Genomic DNA, 16302 nt, shown 5'->3' with positions numbered 1-16302 from the left:
CGCTGAGTAACGACACACGAAAATTTAATCAAGCCACCACTATTGCCTTTTTTTCTCCCCTGAACGGAGCTTCTGGGTCATGTATGAGAAAACCTTAACGCAACTCGCTGCCGCGCTAAAAAGCGGTGAGTTTTCAAGCCGCGAGCTGACCGCTCACTATTTACAGCGCATTGAAAAAGCTGACGGCCATCTGAATAGCTTTATCAGCGTGACCGCCGAGCAGGCGCTGCAACAGGCGGAAGTCGCCGATAATGCACGAGCGTCGGGTAACGCCGGGCGGCTGGCGGGCATCCCCTTGGCACTAAAAGATATTTTTTGTACCCAGGGTGTGAAAACCAGTTGCGGCTCGAAAATGCTGGATAATTTTATCGCCCCCTACAACGCTACCGTCGTGGAAAAACTGAACGCGGCGGGTACCATCAGCCTGGGCAAAACCAATATGGATGAGTTCGCCATGGGCTCCTCCAACGAAAGTAGCTACTACGGCCCGGTCAAAAACCCGTGGGATCTCACCGCAGTGCCCGGCGGTAGTTCTGGCGGCAGTGCTGCAGCGGTGGCTGCGGGCTTGGTGCCTGCCGCTATGGGCACCGATACCGGCGGTTCCATTCGCCAACCGGCAGCGTTTTGCGGCATCACCGGCTTAAAGCCCACCTATGGCCGCGTATCGCGCTTTGGCATCATTGCCTACGCCTCGAGCCTTGATCAGGCAGGCCCGCTGGCGCGCAGTGCCGAAGATTGCGCCCACCTGCTGGGTGTCATTGCTGGCCATGACGGTCGCGACTCCACCAGCGTTGCCCGCGGCGTACCCGACTACGTGGAGGGCCTGAATGCCCCCCTCTCGGGTCTCAAGATCGGTCTCCCCAAAGAGTATTTTGGCGATGGTTTGGATCCCGAAGTCGAAAAAGCCGTCCGCGAGGCGGTAAAAGTCTACGAATCTTTAGGCGCCACCGTGCGCGAAGTCAGCCTGCCGCATACCCACTACGCGATTCCTGCCTACTACGTGATCGCCCCTGCGGAAGCTTCTTCGAATCTCTCCCGCTACGACGGCGTGCGTTTCGGTCACCGCTGTGACAATCCCAGCGATCTGATCGATCTGTACAAACGTTCGCGAGAGGAGGGCTTTGGCGAAGAGGTCAAGCGACGCATCCTAATCGGCACACATACGCTCTCTGAAGGCTTCTTTGACGCCTACTACACCAAAGCCCAGCAGGTGCGCCGTTTGATCCGTCAGGACTTCCTGGACGCCTTTGAAGACGTCGATGTGCTAATGGGCCCCGCTTCACCCACGCCAGCCTTCGACCTGGGCGCCAAAAAAGACCCAGTGTCGATGTACCTGCAGGATATCTACACCATCGCGGTGAACCTGGCGGGCATCCCCGGTATCAGCGTACCGGCGGGTTTTGTCGGCGGCCGTCCCGTTGGCCTGCAGATTCTGGGCACCCACTTTGCCGAAGCGCAGTTGCTTAACGTCGCCCACCAGTTTCAGCAAGCGACCGACTGGCACTTACAACGTCCTGCCTTTGCCGAGGAGTACGCCTAATGCAATGGGAAACCGTGATTGGGCTTGAAGTCCACGTTCAGCTCGCAACGCGCTCTAAAATCTTCTCCGGCGCCTCCACGGCGTTTGGCGCTGAGCCAAACACCCAGGCGTGTGCGGTGGATTTAGGCCTGCCCGGCGTACTGCCGGTGCTTAACGAGCAAGCCGTCGCCATGGCCGTGCAGTTTGGCCTGGCAGTGCATGCGGATATCGCTGAAGTATCGGTGTTTGACCGTAAAAACTACTTCTACCCCGACCTGCCCAAGGGCTACCAGACCAGCCAGATGTATCACCCCATCGTCGGCCCTGGCGAGGTTGAGATTACCCTGGAAGATGGCAGCACCAAGCGTATCCGCATTCACCACGCCCACCTTGAAGAGGATGCCGGTAAATCGCTACATGAAGATTTTCACGGCATGACCGGTATTGACCTGAACCGGGCGGGCACGCCGCTGCTGGAGATTGTTTCCGAGCCCGATATGCGCAGTGCCAAAGAGGCCGCAGCGTATCTCAAGGCGATTCACTCCATCGTGACCTACCTGGGCATTTCCGACGGTAATATGGCGGAAGGCTCCATGCGTTGCGACGTGAACGTCTCGGTACGCCCCAAAGGTCAAGAAGCCTTTGGTACCCGTGCGGAGATTAAAAACGTCAACTCCTTCCGCTTTGTCGAGCGAGCGATTGCCTTTGAAGTTGAGCGGCAGATTGAGCTGATTGAAGATGGTGGCAGCGTAGTTCAGGAAACCCGCCTGTTCGACCCGGATCGCGATGAAACCCGCAGCATGCGCACCAAGGAGGAGGCCAACGACTACCGTTACTTCCCCTGCCCCGACCTGCTGCCAGTGGTGCTCGATCAGGCCTATCTGGATCACCTGCGCGGACAACTGCCCGAGCTACCGGCGGATAAGCGCGAGCGCTTTCAAAACGAGCTGGGGCTGTCCGCTTATGACGCCAACGTGATCTCCGCCAGCCGCGATATGGCCGAATTTTTTGAAGCCGTGCATAGCGAATGTGGCGATGCCAAACAGGCGGCTAACTGGGTGCAGGGCGAGCTTTCAGGGGCGCTTAACCGCGAAAGTCTAAGCATTGCCAATAGCCCGATCTCTGCCCGCCAGCTAGGCGAGCTGATCAGCCGGGTGCTGGACGACACCATTAACGGCAAAGCCGCCAAAGAGGTCTTCCAAGCGCTGTGGAATGGCCAGGGCGAAAGCGCTGATGAGGTGATCGAAGCGAAAGGCCTCAAGCAGGTGACCGACACCGGCGCTATCGAGGCAATGATCGATCAGGTAATCGCCGACAGCCCTGCCCAGGTCGCTCAATACCGCGACTCGGAGCCGGAAAAACGCGGCAAAATGATCGGCTACTTTGTCGGCCAGGTGATGAAAGCATCACGGGGCACCGCCAACCCACAGCAGGTGAACGGCTTGCTAAAAGAGAAACTCGACGCGCTGTTGTAACAGGGGGCGATTCGGATCTGAAACTTACTAGTTCATAGCGGCTGCCCTGGGCAGCCGTTTTTAATGGCACAAATCTGAACTAGGGCAACTGGCTGGGCTGGGTAAAGCGCTTCAACTGCGCACATCCCGCCGCCCATACCTCAGCCTCAAACTCGGCGATGGCGGCGGTAGGGAAACCAACCCCCTGCGCCGGGCTGCCTTCTACCAACAACCCCGCCAACTCTCCCACCAACGGCATATGGCTGACCAGCATTATTGGCGCGCCCTCAGGCTGCTCAAGTAGCCAGTCGCTTACCGCACGGGGGGAGTCATCTGGGGTGATAAAATCCAGCGTTTCAAGCGGCGTTCCCAACGCATCGCAGAGCCTTTGGGCGGTTTGCTGCGCCCGCGCATAGGGGCTGGCATAAACCCTCGGCACAAGCAGCTCGCCCGCCGCCACACGCTCGGCCAACCAACGCGCCATTTTTTCGGCCTCCTGCTCACCATGGGGCGTCAATCGGCGCGCCTGGTCAGGATACCCCGGCGCGGCCTCGCCGTGGCGCATAATCAACACATCAACCATTCCTGCCTCCACTGTCTTTAGAAGCTTGATCCTTAGAAACTTGGTTGTGATGAGATTGATCCCGATGGGCTTGCTGTACGGCTTCGCGAGGCAAGATAAACTCTACGTCGCTGCTCTGCTCGCCCATCATCAGGGTGCGCGCCATTTCCTGGGCAGGCACGCCGTCAAACAGCACATGATTGAGGCCTTCTGCCAGCGGCATATAAATGCCCATTTCACTCGCTTTAGCGCATACCAGCTTAACGGTATTCACGCCTTCCGCGACTTGACCAAGGGCATCAACCGCTTCTTCCAGCGTGCGGCCTTCACCCATGGCGTAGCCGACCCGGTAATTACGCGACAGGTTAGAGGAGCAGGTAACAATCAAATCCCCCACCCCCGCTAGACCCAAAAAGGTCATCGGGTTAGCCCCCTGGGCGACGGCGAAGCGGCTCATTTCCGCCAGGGCGCGGGTCATCAGCATGCTGCGGGTGTTTTCGCCCATGCCCAGCGCCGCCGCCATACCGGCGGCAATCGCATAAATATTTTTCAGCGCACCACCTAGCTCAACACCATGGCGGTCATCGCTGGCGTAAACGCGAAAATAACGGCAGCCCAATACTTGCTGTACGCGGGTGCGCGTTAGCGGGTCAGCGCTGGCAATCACCGTTGCGGTTAACTGCTTATCGGCAATTTCAGAGGCCAAATTGGGGCCCGCAATCACGCCAATGTGGCTATAGCCCGTCTCCTGCTCAAGCACTTGGCTCATCAGCAGAAAGCCGTCCTGTTCGATCCCTTTGGTGGTACTGACCAGGATCTGCTCTGGCCTAAGCCACGCTTTCGCCGCTTGCACGACGCTGCGAAAGGCCTTTGATGGTATCGCGATCAGCACTAGTTCAGCGTCAGCCAGCACGGCTTGAAGATCGGTCGAGGCTTCCACGGCCGGATTCATAGCATAATGCGGCAGATAGCGGCCGTTACGATGCTCCTGATTAATTTGCATGACCAACGCCTCATCACGCATCCACTGACGAACCCGCGCGCCGTTGTCGGCGGCAATGCTCGCCAGCGCCGTACCAAAACTACCGCCCCCCAGTACCGCTACGCGAGCGGGCACTGCACCGTTGGTTTGCTGCTCAGCCATCATAATAGTGTCCTAAGAAGTAGTGCAGAACGTATCACTCTACTCTATCAAAACAGACGGCCCGCTGGGGTTAACCAAGCGGGCCGTCGTCGTTAGCGCAGCGTAGATTATTAGGCCGTCAGAACGCTATTCAGACGCTTCACGTAGGCGGCAGGGTCGTCCAAGTGACCGCCTTCGGCGATAATTGCCTGATCCAGCAGTATATGCGCTAACTGACCAAACAGGTCGCCTTCAGCACCCTCCAGACGCGCCACCAGTGCATGGTCTGGATTAAGCTCCAGAATCGGTTTTACTTCAGGCAGCGGCTGACCAGCGGCTTCCATAATGCGGCGCATCTGGTAGCCCATCTCATGTTCTGGCAGCACCACGCAGGCCGGTGAATCGGTGAGGCGGTGAGTCACTTTGACCTCTTGAACACCATCCCCCAGCGCTTCTTTAACACGCTTGACCAGATCCTCTTTGGCTTTGGCGGTCTCTTCCTGGGCTTTCTTTTCTGCTTCGTCTTCCACATCGCCGAGGTCAAGCTCGCCCTTGGCCACATCAGCAAAGGTTTTGCCGTCGAACTCGGTGAGATGGCTCATCAGCCACTCGTCGATACGGTCAGACAGCAGCAGTACTTCGATGCCTTTTTTGCGGAAGATCTCCAGGTGCGGGCTGTTTTTGGCCGCGTTGAAGCTATCCGCCACCACGTAGTAAATCTTCTGCTGGCCCTCTTTCATGCGCTCAACGTAGTCTGCCAGCGCATGCTCCTGAGCAGCCGTATCGCTATGGGTTGAGGCAAAGCGCAGCAAGCCAGCGATTTTCTCGCGGTTGGAGGGGTCTTCACCCGGCCCTTCTTTCAATACGCTACCGAAGGTATTCCAGAAAGTCTGATACTGCTCTTTATCTTTGGCCAGCTTCTTGAGCATATCCAGACCGCGCTTGGTGAGCGCCGATTTGATTTTGTCGACCTTGGGGTCCTGCTGGAGCAGTTCACGGGAGACGTTAAGCGACAGCTCGCGAGTATCCAGCACGCCTTTGATAAAACGCAGGTAGAGCGGCAGGAACTGCTCGGCGTCATCCATGATAAACACGCGCTGGACATAGAGCTTGACGCCTCGGGCACCGTCGCGCTCAAACAGATCAAAGGGCGCGCGTCCCGGCACATAGAGCAGGCTGGTGTACTCAAGCTTGCCTTCGACCTTGTTGTGACTCCAGGTCAGCGGGTCAGAAAAATCGTGGGCAACGTGCTTATAGAACGCCTTGTACTCGTCGTCGGACACCTCGCTCTTGGGACGCGACCATAGCGCCGTCGCCTCGTTAACGGTTTCCCAGGTAGTCACTTCACTACCTTCGATGGGGTTGCCCTCATCGTCCTTGGCCGTTTCGGTTTTCGGCATGCGCACGGGCACTTCGATATGATCCGAATACTTGCGCACTAAGCCCTGCAGCCGATAGTCGTCGGCAAACTCTTTGGCGTCCTCTTTCAGGTGCAGCGTGATTTCCGTGCCGTGCTGAGCACGCTCGATATCGGCAACGGTAAACTCGCCCTCCCCTTTTGAGCGCCACTCAACGCCTTCGGAAGCTTCAGTGCCCGCTTTGCGGGTACGCACGGTAATTTCATCAGCGACAATAAAGCCTGAGTAGAAACCAACGCCGAACTGGCCAATCAATTTGGCATCTTTCTGCTGCTCGCCGGAAAGCTGCTTGAGAAACTCGGCAGTACCGGAGCGCGCGATGGTGCCCAAGTTGGCGATCACGTCTTCACGGTTCATACCCACACCGTTATCGCGCAGGGTGACGGTGTTGGCCTCTTTATCATGCTCGATTTCGATACGCAGTTCGCTGTCGCCTTCGTAGAGCGCATCGTTATCAAGCGCCGCGTAGCGCAGCTTGTCACAAGCATCTGCCGCGTTTGAAATTAGCTCGCGTAAGAAAATCTCCCGGTTGGAGTACAGGGAGTGAATCATCAAATTCAACAGCTGCTTAACTTCGGTTTGAAAGCCTAGCGTTTCTTCGTGGTTAGCCGATTTATCAGTCGCTTGTTCGTGGGTAGCAGTTGTCATGCGCTTAGCCCTTATCAATCACGTTGAGTCATGTACCCCTGCGTAGTGCATGCAGGGGCTTAAAGTGGTTTCGTGGACTTGATATGGGGCTAAGCAGAGATTTTTCAAGCAGCTGGGGTTAACAAGTCGTCAGCATTAAGAAGGCGTCATATCGGGATCGTTATATTTCCAGGCCCGATAGCCTTCCAGGCGTTGATCGATACGATTGAGTAGCCAGCCGACAATCAGTACGTCGTCCACCACACCGATGAGCATCAGAAAATCGGGGATCAGATCAAAAGGCATTACCAAATAGCCCAGCGCCAATGCCATCATGCCAAAAGCTGACCAGGGAGTAGGCCTAAAGTCGCCGCGGATCACGTCGCGGGTCATGGGTATAAACAGTTTTAACGCACGTACAATGCGTTTTGTCGCCCAAACACGGGATTTGAGTCGACGTAAGAACCACCAAGTGGATAATGGGGCCATTGCAATTAGATCCTTTAAGTATCTGGGCGGTCAGATCATGACGGCGGGTATTCGTTCAGTATAGCGGTTGCTCAGCAAACTAGGCGGGTAGCCCCAAGCCCAGATAAAGTGACACCGATCGATAGAGAGAGAGAGCACCATGTTGGTTTCGCCATTTCGCCATACCGCTCGCGTGCTATGTACCGCATTGCTGGCGGGGTTACCCGCTTTTTCCTGGGGCGCTTCAGACAGTGAGTTACGTGACGCCCTCGCCGCCGCAAGAGAGCAACAGTGGTCGCGGGTTGATGAACGCGCCATTGAAGACCACCCACTGCGGGGCTACGTGGAGTACCACCGCATAAGGGGGCAACTACCCCATGTCTCCCCCGACAGAGTGCAGCAATTTATTAATCAATACGCTGACTCCCCGTTAGCGGGCTGGATTCGCGGTCAAGCGATTGCCAAGTATGGCCACGCGGGACGCTATAGCGACCTGCTCGCGGTGGCCGACGGTGAACCGGCGGGTACCGCTCGCCAGTGCCACTACTACACCGCGCTGCTCGCCACTCAGCCCCAGGTGGCAAGCGAAGCCGGGCTGGAGTTATGGCGCGTAGGCAGCTCCCAGCCGGATGCATGCGACCCGCTATTTGAACGTCTGCGGGCCAACGGTACTATCGACGCCACGGCTATTTGGGAGCGCAAAATGCTCGCTTGGCAGGCGGGTGAGACGCGCCTCTCAAGCTATCTTGGTGGGCTATTAAGCGGCCAGTGGCAAACCGCCCTGGCTACCGTCGACAGCATAACCGCGCGCAGCAGCGCCATCACCCAGGCGCCCTCTTGCCTAGGCCCTGAGTGTGCCGCGACAGCAAGTTTCTACCGGGCCGCTATGCAGCGCTACACCCGTGAAGACACATCGGCAGCCTTTGCCGCCTGGCAGACGCTCTCGTCGCGATTAAACCTACTACCCAGCGACCGCCAAAGCATTGAGGAGGAGTTAGCCTTTTATGCTCTGGTGCGCGATGTGCCGGGCACGCTCAACTGGATAGATAGCGTACTACCAACGCTTGAAAGCGAGCGCGTTTTAGAGCTGCGTGTCCGCCATGCGCTGGCTAACCGTGACTGGAATGGGGTTATCCACTGGATTGCTGAAATGCCGACAATCCAGCAAGAAAATAGCCGGTGGCAGTATTGGCTGGGCCGCGCTAATGGACAGCTTGGCAACCAGGCAGCCGCCGAAGCGCGTTACCAGCAGGCCGCTTTGGATCGCAGTTTTTACGGCTTTGCAGCAGCAGAAAAGCTCGGCCAACCCTATCAGTTGAATCTTGAGCGCAACCATTTTGACGCAGCGACGCGCCAACGTATTGCCCAACTCCCCGCCGTGCAGCGCACCGAGGCTTTGCTACGCATTGGCGAAGATGGGCTGGCCAACAGCGAGTGGTTACACGCAGTGCAGAGCGGCTCTCCCCAGCAGGCGCGCGCATTAGCCGATTACGCCGCTCAGCAGCAGTGGCATGCGCGCTTAGTGCAGACCACCATTGCCGCCGAGATGTGGGACGCCTTGGATTGGCGCTTCCCCCAGGCCTATCACGACAGTTTTCAGCATTGGGGCCGCATGACAGGAGTTGATCCTTATTTGCTGATGGCAATTACCCGGCGTGAAAGCGCTTACAACCCCAACGCTCTTTCACCCGCAGGAGCACGCGGGCTTATGCAGCTAATGCCCGGTACCGCCAGCCAGGTCAGCCGCGAGCTGGGCATCAGTGATCCTGGCCCCTACGGTATACTCGACCCGGAGCTTAATATCCGCCTGGGCAGCACTTACCTGCGCGATAAGCTGCAGCGCTACCAGGGCAATCGCCTGGCAGCCGCGGCGGCTTATAATGCCGGCCCAGGCCGCGTCGACCAGTGGCTTGGCGATGGCGTTGAGGCCTTTGATCTGTTTGTGGAGAGTATCCCCTTCCGCGAGACCCGTGACTACGTACAGGCGGTGCTTAGCTATCGGGTGATTTTTGAGAGCCTTGCCAACGGCGGCAGTAGCGAAGGCGTTTCGCTGCTCAGCGATAACGAACAGCAGGTACGCTACGACCGAGCCTTACTCGCCCGCCGCTAGGCCCTTTCCTACTCACCACATTCCCAGCGTCCGGGTTATACCGGGCGCTGTGTTAATGCCAGGCGAAGACCAAACACCACCAAGACCGCCCCCGTAGCGGCGTTTAGCGTTTGTGCAAAGCGTGCGCTGGCCAACCACTTACCGGCACTACCCACCATTAGCACGACGCCGATTTGCCAAATATTGGCGATAATAAAGTGCACCCCTGCCAGCCATAGCGACTTCAGTAACGCAGGGTCACCGGGCGCAATAAACTGAGGCAAAAAGGCCATATAGAACACCACGGTTTTAGGATTCAACACATTGGACAAAAAGCCCTCTTTGACCGGCTGCCAGCGTGAAACAGCAGGCGTGCCTGCTAGCACGCCATTAACCGGAAGCGGCTGCCCGCGACGCGCTGCCAGCAAACTGGTGATTCCCAGCCAAATGAGATAGCCCGCCCCCACCAGTTTCAGCAGATGAAACGCCCAGGCCGATTGCAGCAAAATCAGCGAGATGCCCAACGCAGAAATCGTGGCATGCACAAACAGGCCAAAGCAGATCGCCACACTGGTGGTAATGCCATCGCGGATCCCCCCGCGGGCCGTATTACGAATCACCAGCAGCGTATCGACACCGGGGCTAATCGTTAACAGCGTGATGGCTACCAGAAAGGAAATAAATTGTGCATCGATAAAACCTAGCTGCATCATGGGTGCTTACTCGCAACGAAATAAAAAATCTTAGGAATGGCGCTGGACGACAGCCGCGTTTGCATCTAGAGTAATTGTAGCGGGTGGACAATTGAGTTGCCCGTGATTACTAAGCACGTTAAGGAAATAGAAAATGGCAACTGGCACTGTTAAGTGGTTCAACGATACTAAAGGCTTCGGCTTCATCTCTCCTGATGACGGCGGAGACGATCTGTTTGCCCACTTCTCCGAAATTCAAGCTGAAGGCTTCAAGACCCTGCAAGATGGTCAAAAAGTCAGCTTTGAAGTGACTCAGGGTAAAAAAGGCCTTCAGGCTTCCAACATCCGCCCAGCTTAATTGCTAACGGATGGACAAAGGCCCGCTAACGCGGGCCTTTTTTATTGTCTAACGGTAATCACTCAAGCGTTACCTCTCACTCCGTGACTCATCACTGGCACCGGTTTCCTGGTTAGTTTCACCGCTTTCAGCGTCACTATTATCAGAATCATTGCTGTCAGAATCACCGCTATCAGGGTCAATGCTATCAACCTCGCCTGACGGTTCAACTACCGCGCCACTCTCGGCGTCTCGGCTTTCCAGCTCTTGAAACTGCTCTTCAAGCCGTTGCTGTGCCTCTTCAAAGCGGCGTTCGGTATCCTCAATCAAGGCGTCAACATCGGTGGCCTCGCGATCATCTTGCAACGGCGTCCGCTCTGGCAAACTGCTTTCGGTTTCCCAACTCGGCGAGACATCCTCACTTTCCATCGGTTCTAATGTTGGCGCCTGCTGTTCCACCTCCTGAAATTGCTCTTCCAAACGCTGCTCGGCCTCTTCGAAACGGCGTTCAGTTTCGGCGATGATGTCATCCACATCGGAGCGTGTAGCCTCACCCGGCATTGCACTCTCTTCATCGAGTACGTCTTCAGGATTAGCTGCCAGCGTATCTTCTCCGGCTTCTACCTCCTCGCCGCCTGCCGTTGCAACGCCACTGGATGGGGTTTCACCAGACTGGGGGTCGCTCTCTAGTGATTCCGCTCGTTCAAGCTCTTCAGCGGCTTGACGTGCTTCAATATCATCTTCTACCTCTTCGGGAGTAGCTATATCTGCTGTATTTTCAGCCCCCTCATCCTGGGTCGTTTCTTCGTCCGTCACCGCAGAATTCTCATCGGGTGTCACGGTGGGATCTTCCTGGGAGTCTCCGCAGGCACTAAGCAATAGAGCCACAGCGGCGAGTGCGGGTATCCACACGCGATTTGCCATTTGATTCTTCTCCTTTATAACGTAAAAAAGTCTAAATCCAGCGGGTTATGGCCGATTGGAGGAGAGCAACGGGCACTCCTCGGGCAGTAATACACGCAACGCAAGGGGCACTACTTCCGCGCAGAACTGATCGTAATAGCGCGCCTCGCCATCTAGCGTGAGTGGCCAGGGTGAATCATTTGGCCGAGTGGTCAACGTCAGTTGGGTAGTAGTGAAATAGCGCACGAACCGCCCGTCATAGGGAAAGCTTTGCAGCTCGTTGATAAGCCTGGTCAGCTCGGTTACCGAGCTGAAGTCTTTGACCAGCAGCACGTCCAGACGACCATCATCCAGCTTGGCACGCGGCCCCAGCACTTGGCCACCGCCTGATTGGCGGCCATTGCCCAGCGCCAGTAGCAACAGCGATGCGTTCTCCTCTTTCTCATCCCAATGCAGCGTGCCGCGATAGCTGCGATGGCGCCACGCTTTTAGTGCCCCCATCACGGAGTAAGCCCCGCCCCCGAGCAACCGCTTTAAGGTTTTCGGTGTCGTTGACGTCACTTCAGCGCCAAACCCACCGGTGGTCATATTGATATAGTAGCTGGTGGCTGATTCACCACCGGCACCTGCGGTCACGCGCACAACATCAATAGGATAGGAGCTTAACTCCCTTGCTGCAGCCAAAGCCTCGCCTGGCTCCAGCGGCAGGCCAACCGAGGTAGCAAAGTCATTGGCGCTGCCTAATGGCACAATGCCCAACACTGGTCGTCGGTCATGGGGCAAGCGCATTAGCCCATTCATGACCTCGCTGACGGTGCCATCACCACCACAGGCAATCACATGGGTGATCCCCATGGCGTCAGATTGCTCAGCAATATCAGCCGCATCGCCCCCTTCCCAGGTAGCGCGAACAGTAATCAGCATCCCTGCCTGACGTTGTTCACCGACTGCTTCACGCAAAGCCGGATTACCGGCGGATTTACCATTAATAATCAGTAAATAGTGTCGCTGAGATTCTGTCACTATTGTTATTCCTTTCCTTAGGATACAGAGTTGATAGCAATACCTTATGCCAATGCCTTCTCGACTACCTCGTAAACATTTGCCGATAGTGGCTGTTGCTTAATGCGCTCAAGTTCCGACCGCATCAATGCTTGACGGGTTTCATCAAAGCGCTGCCAGCGGGTTAGCGGAGTGATAAGCCGCGCTGCAATCTCTGGGTTGAGCCGGTTAAGCTCAATGACCACATCGGCCAGCAGTTGGTAGCCTTGGCCATCCAAACGGTGGAAATTGACCCGGTTCTGAGCAAAGGCCCCTATCAAGGCGCGGACTCGGTTGGGGTTTTTGAGCGAAAATGCAGGGTGCTGCATCAGATACTTGACCCGCTCAAGTACATCCGGTTGAGGGCGCGATACCTGCACGGTGAACCATTGATCCATCACCAGCGGATCATGGGCCCACTTCTCTCCGAACGCCTTCAAGGCGGGTGACGCAAGGTCATCTCGGTCACTGTGCACTAGCTGGGTCAGCGCTTGACGCACATCGGTCATATTGTGGTCAGCCGCGAATTGCGCCTCACACCAGGCCAAGCCCTGCTCATCCTCGATCGACATTAGATAAGCGAGCGCCACGTTTTTTAGACTACGCTGGGCAATTTGCTCCGGGGTCGGCGCGTACGCTTCTTCAGACATATTGGCTTCGTAGATGGCGGCAAACTCATCGCGCAGCGCCATGGCTAACGACTGACGCACAAACTCACGCGCCGCGTGTATAGCATCAACATCGACAATAGGCTGCTGCTCGGCGATATAGGCTTCAGAAGGCAGCGTCAGCATCTCTGCCAAGACCGCCTTATCACTCATTGGCCCGTTCAGCAGTGCTTTAAAGGCATCCACAACGCGGCTGTCCATGACCTTTTCCACACCATTTCGGTGAGCGGCGATCAGGTCATCCAGGGCCAGTAGTGCCAGGCGCTGGCCCGCATCCCAACGATTGAAGCCATCGCTGTCGTGGGTCAACAAGAAGGCGAGATCTTCCCGTGAGTAAGGGTAATGGATCTTCACCGGCGCCGAGAACTCGCGCAGCAAAGAAGGCACCGGCGCTTCGGCAACATCGGTAAACACAAACGTCTGCTCATCGTCACGCAGGTGAATGACCGCATCTTTACCTATTTTTTCGCCATTGAGCGTTAGGGTTAGATCCTGGCCCGATTTGGTACCCACCAAGCCCATACGCACCGGGATATGCAACGGTAGCTTATCCGGCTGGCCTGGCGTTGCAGGCGTGCGCTGACGCAGCGTTAAGTGGTACTCGCCGTGTACGTAGTCATACTCGCCGTGGGCATCGATGTCCGGTGTTCCCGCCTGGGAGTACCAGCGCATAAACTGGCTAAAATCTTCACCGGAGACTTCCGCCATACAGCCGACGAACTCTTCAATGGTTACCGCTTGACCGTCGAAGCGTTCAAAATAGAGGTCTGAACCGCGCCGAAACGTCTCCTCCCCCACTAAATTACGCAGCATGCGGACGACTTCCGCCCCTTTCTCATAAATCGTCAGGGTGTAGAAGTTGGTAATTTCAATATAGTGGTCGGGACGAACCGGATGTGCTGTGGGGCCGGCATCTTCGGCAAACTGGGCGGTGCGGAAGAAGGAGACATCCTGAATGCGCTTAACCGGCGCTGAATTGGTATCCGCCGAAAAGCATTGATCACGAAAGACCGTGAAGCCCTCTTTCAGCGAGAGCTGGAACCAGTCGCGGCAGGTGACGCGATTGCCCGACCAGTTATGAAAATATTCATGGGCAACGATACCTTCGACACTCTGAAAAGCAGCATCAGTGGCCGTTTGGGGGTGGGTCAGTACCGCCGCAGAGTTAAAAATATTAAGCCCTTTATTCTCCATCGCCCCCATATTGAAGTCATTGACGGCCACGATCATAAATAGATCCAGGTCGTACTCGCGACCGTACGCCTGCTCGTCCCACGCCATGGCGCGCTTTAACGAGGCCATGGCATGTTCGGTTTTATCCAGGTTCTCTTTTTCCACCCAAATCTGCAGCGTCACGTCACGTCCGCTCATGGTGGTGAAGTGATCCTCTACGCTATGCAGATTACCCGCAACCAGGGCAAACAGGTAGCAGGGCTTGGGGTGTGGATCCTCCCAGGTGACAAAATGACGACCGCCCTCCAGCTCGCCACGCTCTATCGGGTTACCGTTGGCCAGCAAAATCGGCTCGCGCTGCTGATCGCCGATCACGGTGACCTTAAAGGTCGCCATGACGTCCGGGCGGTCGGGATAAAAGGTAATTCGCCGAAAGCCTTCCGCTTCACACTGGGTGCAGTACATGCCGTTGGATTGGTAGAGCCCTTCTAACGCCGTGTTCTCCTGCGGGGCGATCTCCACCTCGCTCTCCAACACAAAGCGCTCAGGCACCTGAGCAATGCGCAGGCCTCCTTCATCTAGTTCATATGCCGAGGCCTCCAGCGACGTTGCATCGATCGCCAGGGAGATCAGTTTTAGGTGCTCGCCATTTAAGACGAGCGGTGCATCAAGGGCAGCCTCTGGGTGCCGCTCCATCAACAGTCGCGCTTTCACACGGGTCGCGGCGGGGTCAAGATCAAACGTCAGCTCGGTATGAGTTACCCGGTAGGCGGGCGGCTGGTAGTCGCTTAAATAAACCGGCTGCGGATCAGACATAGTGCGTGACTCCTGTATAAAACGAATATTACATAATTAAAAATTTTCGAAAGCTAAATACCACGGTCTAGTCGCGGAAGTTATCAAACTGGAGCGGTAAATCCGGCCCCTCTTCGCCGCGCAGCAGCGCCATCACAGCTTGTAAATCGTCGCGCTTTTTACCCGTGACACGCACCTTCTCACCCTGAATTTGCGTCTGCACTTTGAGCTTACTGGCTTTGATGCGCTTGACTATGTCTTTGGCTTCCGCCGCGTCGAGCCCCTCCTTGAGAGCGACCTCCTGACGCGCCTTAACCCCGGAGAGCACCGGGTCTTGAATATCCATACAGCGGGCATCGATGCCCCGGGCGATGAGGCGGGCGCGCAGTACATCGAGCATCTGCTTAAGCTGAAAATCAACTTCCGCTTCAAGCTGTACTTTGTCGCCTTCTAGGGTAAAGCTGGCGTCGACCCCTTTAAAATCAAACCGCGACTGCACTTCTCGGTTGGCTTGATCAACGGCGTTAGCGCCTTCGTGCTTATCGAACTCTGAGACAATATCAAATGAGGGCATGGTTTAATTCCTGACAAGACATGACCCCCTATTCTAGAGCAGCCAGCCCCCTAGGGGCCAATTCTGTTGCTTTTAGTTGATTTTCTGAATCAATTATTAAGACAAGGGTCCACAAAAAATAAAAAATATCTATACAAAAATTATCTTCGATGACATCCATAAAGATGTTCAACCCTCTGCGGATCGCTTAGGCTAACGGACTATGAATTTTGGCTATTTTTCAGCTTACCCTTTTACCAGGAGATACCATGAGTGACCGCGACACCCGCCATAAGGCCTCCATGGAGAAACTCAAAGCTCGCGTAGAGGAGAAAGTCGCCAGTGCCAACGAACAACGGGGCCTAATAATAATTAACACCGGTAATGGAAAAGGCAAAACAACGGCCGCCTGGGGTACGGTGACCCGCGCCTTGGGTTACGGTTACAAGGTGGGCGTTGTTCAGTTTATCAAGGGGCTTTGGGAGTGCGGCGAACGCAATCGATTGGAGAAGGATGCCAATCTAGAGGTGGCGATCATGGCGACCGGCTTTACCTGGGATACACAAAATCGCCAAGCAGATACCGACGCCTGCCAAGCCGTATGGAAAGAGGCTGAGCGCATGCTGGCCGATCCAGAGACATATTTGGTGGTACTCGACGAAATCACCTATATGCTCAAGTTTGGCTATCTGGAGATCGAAACCGTTAAACAGGCACTGGAGAATCGCCCTGTCGAGCAGACGGTGATTATTACTGGTCGCAATGCTCACCGCGAACTCGTCGCTATGGCCGATACAGTGACCGAAATGCAGGAGGTGCGCCACGCTTTCAACAACGGTCTACAGGCGCGCCGTGGTATCGATTTTTAAATAGCAAAAGG

The 16302-nt window shown here is 56.0% G+C and carries 14 protein-coding genes; 5 read left to right on the top strand and 9 right to left on the bottom strand.

From position 1 onward, the window contains the following. Positions 1–79 precede the first annotated feature (79 nt). Together gatA and gatB are read left to right on the top strand one after the other, a co-directional pair. Entirely contained in the window at positions 80–1540 is a 1461-nt protein-coding gene (gene gatA, locus QT231_RS02005; protein ID WP_308335269.1) for an Asp-tRNA(Asn)/Glu-tRNA(Gln) amidotransferase subunit GatA, read from the top strand. Then, positions 1540–2994 carry an Asp-tRNA(Asn)/Glu-tRNA(Gln) amidotransferase subunit GatB gene (gatB, locus tag QT231_RS02000; RefSeq protein ID WP_308335268.1) on the top strand — a complete coding sequence of 485 codons (1455 nt, stop codon included), beginning with the start codon at positions 1540–1542 and terminating at the stop codon, positions 2992–2994. Before gatA ends, gatB begins: the two co-directional genes overlap by 1 nt. Positions 2995–3073: 79 nt before the next feature. Here the strand turns inward: gatB and sixA are convergent, their stop codons facing one another. The 4 genes from sixA to QT231_RS01980 all read right to left on the bottom strand — a co-directional run bounded on the left by sixA (position 3074) and on the right by QT231_RS01980 (position 7192). Beyond that, positions 3074–3556, bottom strand: a complete 483-nt coding sequence (gene sixA / locus QT231_RS01995; RefSeq protein ID WP_308335267.1) for a phosphohistidine phosphatase SixA — start codon at positions 3554–3556, stop codon at positions 3074–3076. Next, on the bottom strand, positions 3549–4679 hold the full coding sequence (locus QT231_RS01990) for an NAD(P)H-dependent glycerol-3-phosphate dehydrogenase (protein WP_308335471.1): 1131 nt from the start codon (positions 4677–4679) through the stop codon (positions 3549–3551). Before QT231_RS01990 ends, sixA begins: the two co-directional genes overlap by 8 nt. 110 nt (positions 4680–4789) lie before the next feature. Then, complete coding sequence (gene htpG, locus QT231_RS01985) at positions 4790–6724, bottom strand: molecular chaperone HtpG (RefSeq protein WP_308335266.1); 1935 nt, start codon at positions 6722–6724, stop codon at positions 4790–4792. A 135-nt stretch (positions 6725–6859) separates the two neighbouring features. Continuing rightward, positions 6860–7192, bottom strand: coding sequence for a YkvA family protein (locus QT231_RS01980; protein ID WP_308335265.1), 333 nt, complete (start codon positions 7190–7192; stop codon positions 6860–6862). 139 nt (positions 7193–7331) lie between these two features. Here QT231_RS01980 and QT231_RS01975 point away from each other — a divergent pair, with 139 nt between their 5' ends. Beyond that, complete coding sequence (locus QT231_RS01975) at positions 7332–9281, top strand: transglycosylase SLT domain-containing protein (RefSeq protein WP_308335264.1); 1950 nt, start codon at positions 7332–7334, stop codon at positions 9279–9281. A 35-nt stretch (positions 9282–9316) separates the two neighbouring features. Here the strand turns inward: QT231_RS01975 and QT231_RS01970 are convergent, their stop codons facing one another. Next, positions 9317–9973: a LysE family translocator gene (locus tag QT231_RS01970; RefSeq protein WP_308335263.1), complete on the bottom strand. Its 657-nt coding sequence runs from the start codon at positions 9971–9973 to the stop codon at positions 9317–9319. A gap of 133 nt (positions 9974–10106) precedes the next feature. On the opposite strand from QT231_RS01970, the gene QT231_RS01965 reads away from it, so the two are divergent. Next, complete coding sequence (locus QT231_RS01965; RefSeq protein ID WP_007114660.1) at positions 10107–10310, top strand: cold-shock protein; 204 nt, start codon at positions 10107–10109, stop codon at positions 10308–10310. A 69-nt stretch (positions 10311–10379) separates the two neighbouring features. Here QT231_RS01965 and QT231_RS01960 read toward each other — a convergent pair whose 3' ends face one another. From QT231_RS01960 to QT231_RS01945, 4 genes are all read right to left on the bottom strand, one after another. Continuing rightward, entirely contained in the window at positions 10380–11213 is an 834-nt protein-coding gene (locus QT231_RS01960) for a hypothetical protein (RefSeq protein WP_308335262.1), read from the bottom strand. A gap of 45 nt (positions 11214–11258) precedes the next feature. Further along, positions 11259–12215 (bottom strand): lipid kinase YegS, encoded by a 957-nt coding sequence (yegS, locus tag QT231_RS01955; protein WP_308335261.1) that lies wholly within the window; start codon positions 12213–12215, stop codon positions 11259–11261. Positions 12216–12259: 44 nt separating this feature from the next. Next, positions 12260–14890, bottom strand: a complete 2631-nt coding sequence (pepN, locus tag QT231_RS01950) for an aminopeptidase N (RefSeq protein ID WP_308335260.1) — start codon at positions 14888–14890, stop codon at positions 12260–12262. A gap of 67 nt (positions 14891–14957) precedes the next feature. Next, a complete protein-coding gene (locus QT231_RS01945) occupies positions 14958–15443 on the bottom strand; it encodes a YajQ family cyclic di-GMP-binding protein (RefSeq protein WP_088698543.1) in 486 nt (161 codons plus the stop codon). 248 nt (positions 15444–15691) lie between these two features. Here QT231_RS01945 and cobO point away from each other — a divergent pair, with 248 nt between their 5' ends. Beyond that, positions 15692–16291, top strand: a complete 600-nt coding sequence (cobO, locus tag QT231_RS01940; protein ID WP_308335259.1) for a cob(I)yrinic acid a,c-diamide adenosyltransferase — start codon at positions 15692–15694, stop codon at positions 16289–16291. Positions 16292–16302: the final 11 nt, after the last annotated feature.

The sequence above is a fragment of the Halomonas sp. SpR1 genome (genome assembly GCF_031010175.1).
Classification (GTDB): domain Bacteria; phylum Pseudomonadota; class Gammaproteobacteria; order Pseudomonadales; family Halomonadaceae; genus Vreelandella.
Note: the sequence above shows the minus strand (reverse complement) of the source record. Positions and strands in the feature narration are given on the sequence as shown.

Bases quoted from the DNA above. Each gene is read 5' to 3' on its own strand.
- QT231_RS01980 (WP_308335265.1), bottom strand. From the start codon at position 7,192: ATGGCCCCATTATCCACTTGGTGGTTCTTACGTCGACTCAAATCCCGT.
- sixA (WP_308335267.1), bottom strand. From the start codon at position 3,556: ATGGTTGATGTGTTGATTATGCGCCACGGCGAGGCCGCGCCGGGGTAT.
- pepN (WP_308335260.1), bottom strand. From the start codon at position 14,890: ATGTCTGATCCGCAGCCGGTTTATTTAAGCGACTACCAGCCGCCCGCC.
- gatB (WP_308335268.1), top strand. From the start codon at position 1,540: ATGCAATGGGAAACCGTGATTGGGCTTGAAGTCCACGTTCAGCTCGCA.
- htpG (WP_308335266.1), bottom strand. From the start codon at position 6,724: ATGACAACTGCTACCCACGAACAAGCGACTGATAAATCGGCTAACCAC.
- QT231_RS01965 (WP_007114660.1), top strand. From the start codon at position 10,107: ATGGCAACTGGCACTGTTAAGTGGTTCAACGATACTAAAGGCTTCGGC.
- QT231_RS01970 (WP_308335263.1), bottom strand. From the start codon at position 9,973: ATGATGCAGCTAGGTTTTATCGATGCACAATTTATTTCCTTTCTGGTA.
- cobO (WP_308335259.1), top strand. From the start codon at position 15,692: ATGAGTGACCGCGACACCCGCCATAAGGCCTCCATGGAGAAACTCAAA.
- QT231_RS01990 (WP_308335471.1), bottom strand. From the start codon at position 4,679: ATGGCTGAGCAGCAAACCAACGGTGCAGTGCCCGCTCGCGTAGCGGTA.
- QT231_RS01975 (WP_308335264.1), top strand. From the start codon at position 7,332: ATGTTGGTTTCGCCATTTCGCCATACCGCTCGCGTGCTATGTACCGCA.
- gatA (WP_308335269.1), top strand. From the start codon at position 80: ATGTATGAGAAAACCTTAACGCAACTCGCTGCCGCGCTAAAAAGCGGT.
- QT231_RS01945 (WP_088698543.1), bottom strand. From the start codon at position 15,443: ATGCCCTCATTTGATATTGTCTCAGAGTTCGATAAGCACGAAGGCGCT.
- QT231_RS01960 (WP_308335262.1), bottom strand. From the start codon at position 11,213: ATGGCAAATCGCGTGTGGATACCCGCACTCGCCGCTGTGGCTCTATTG.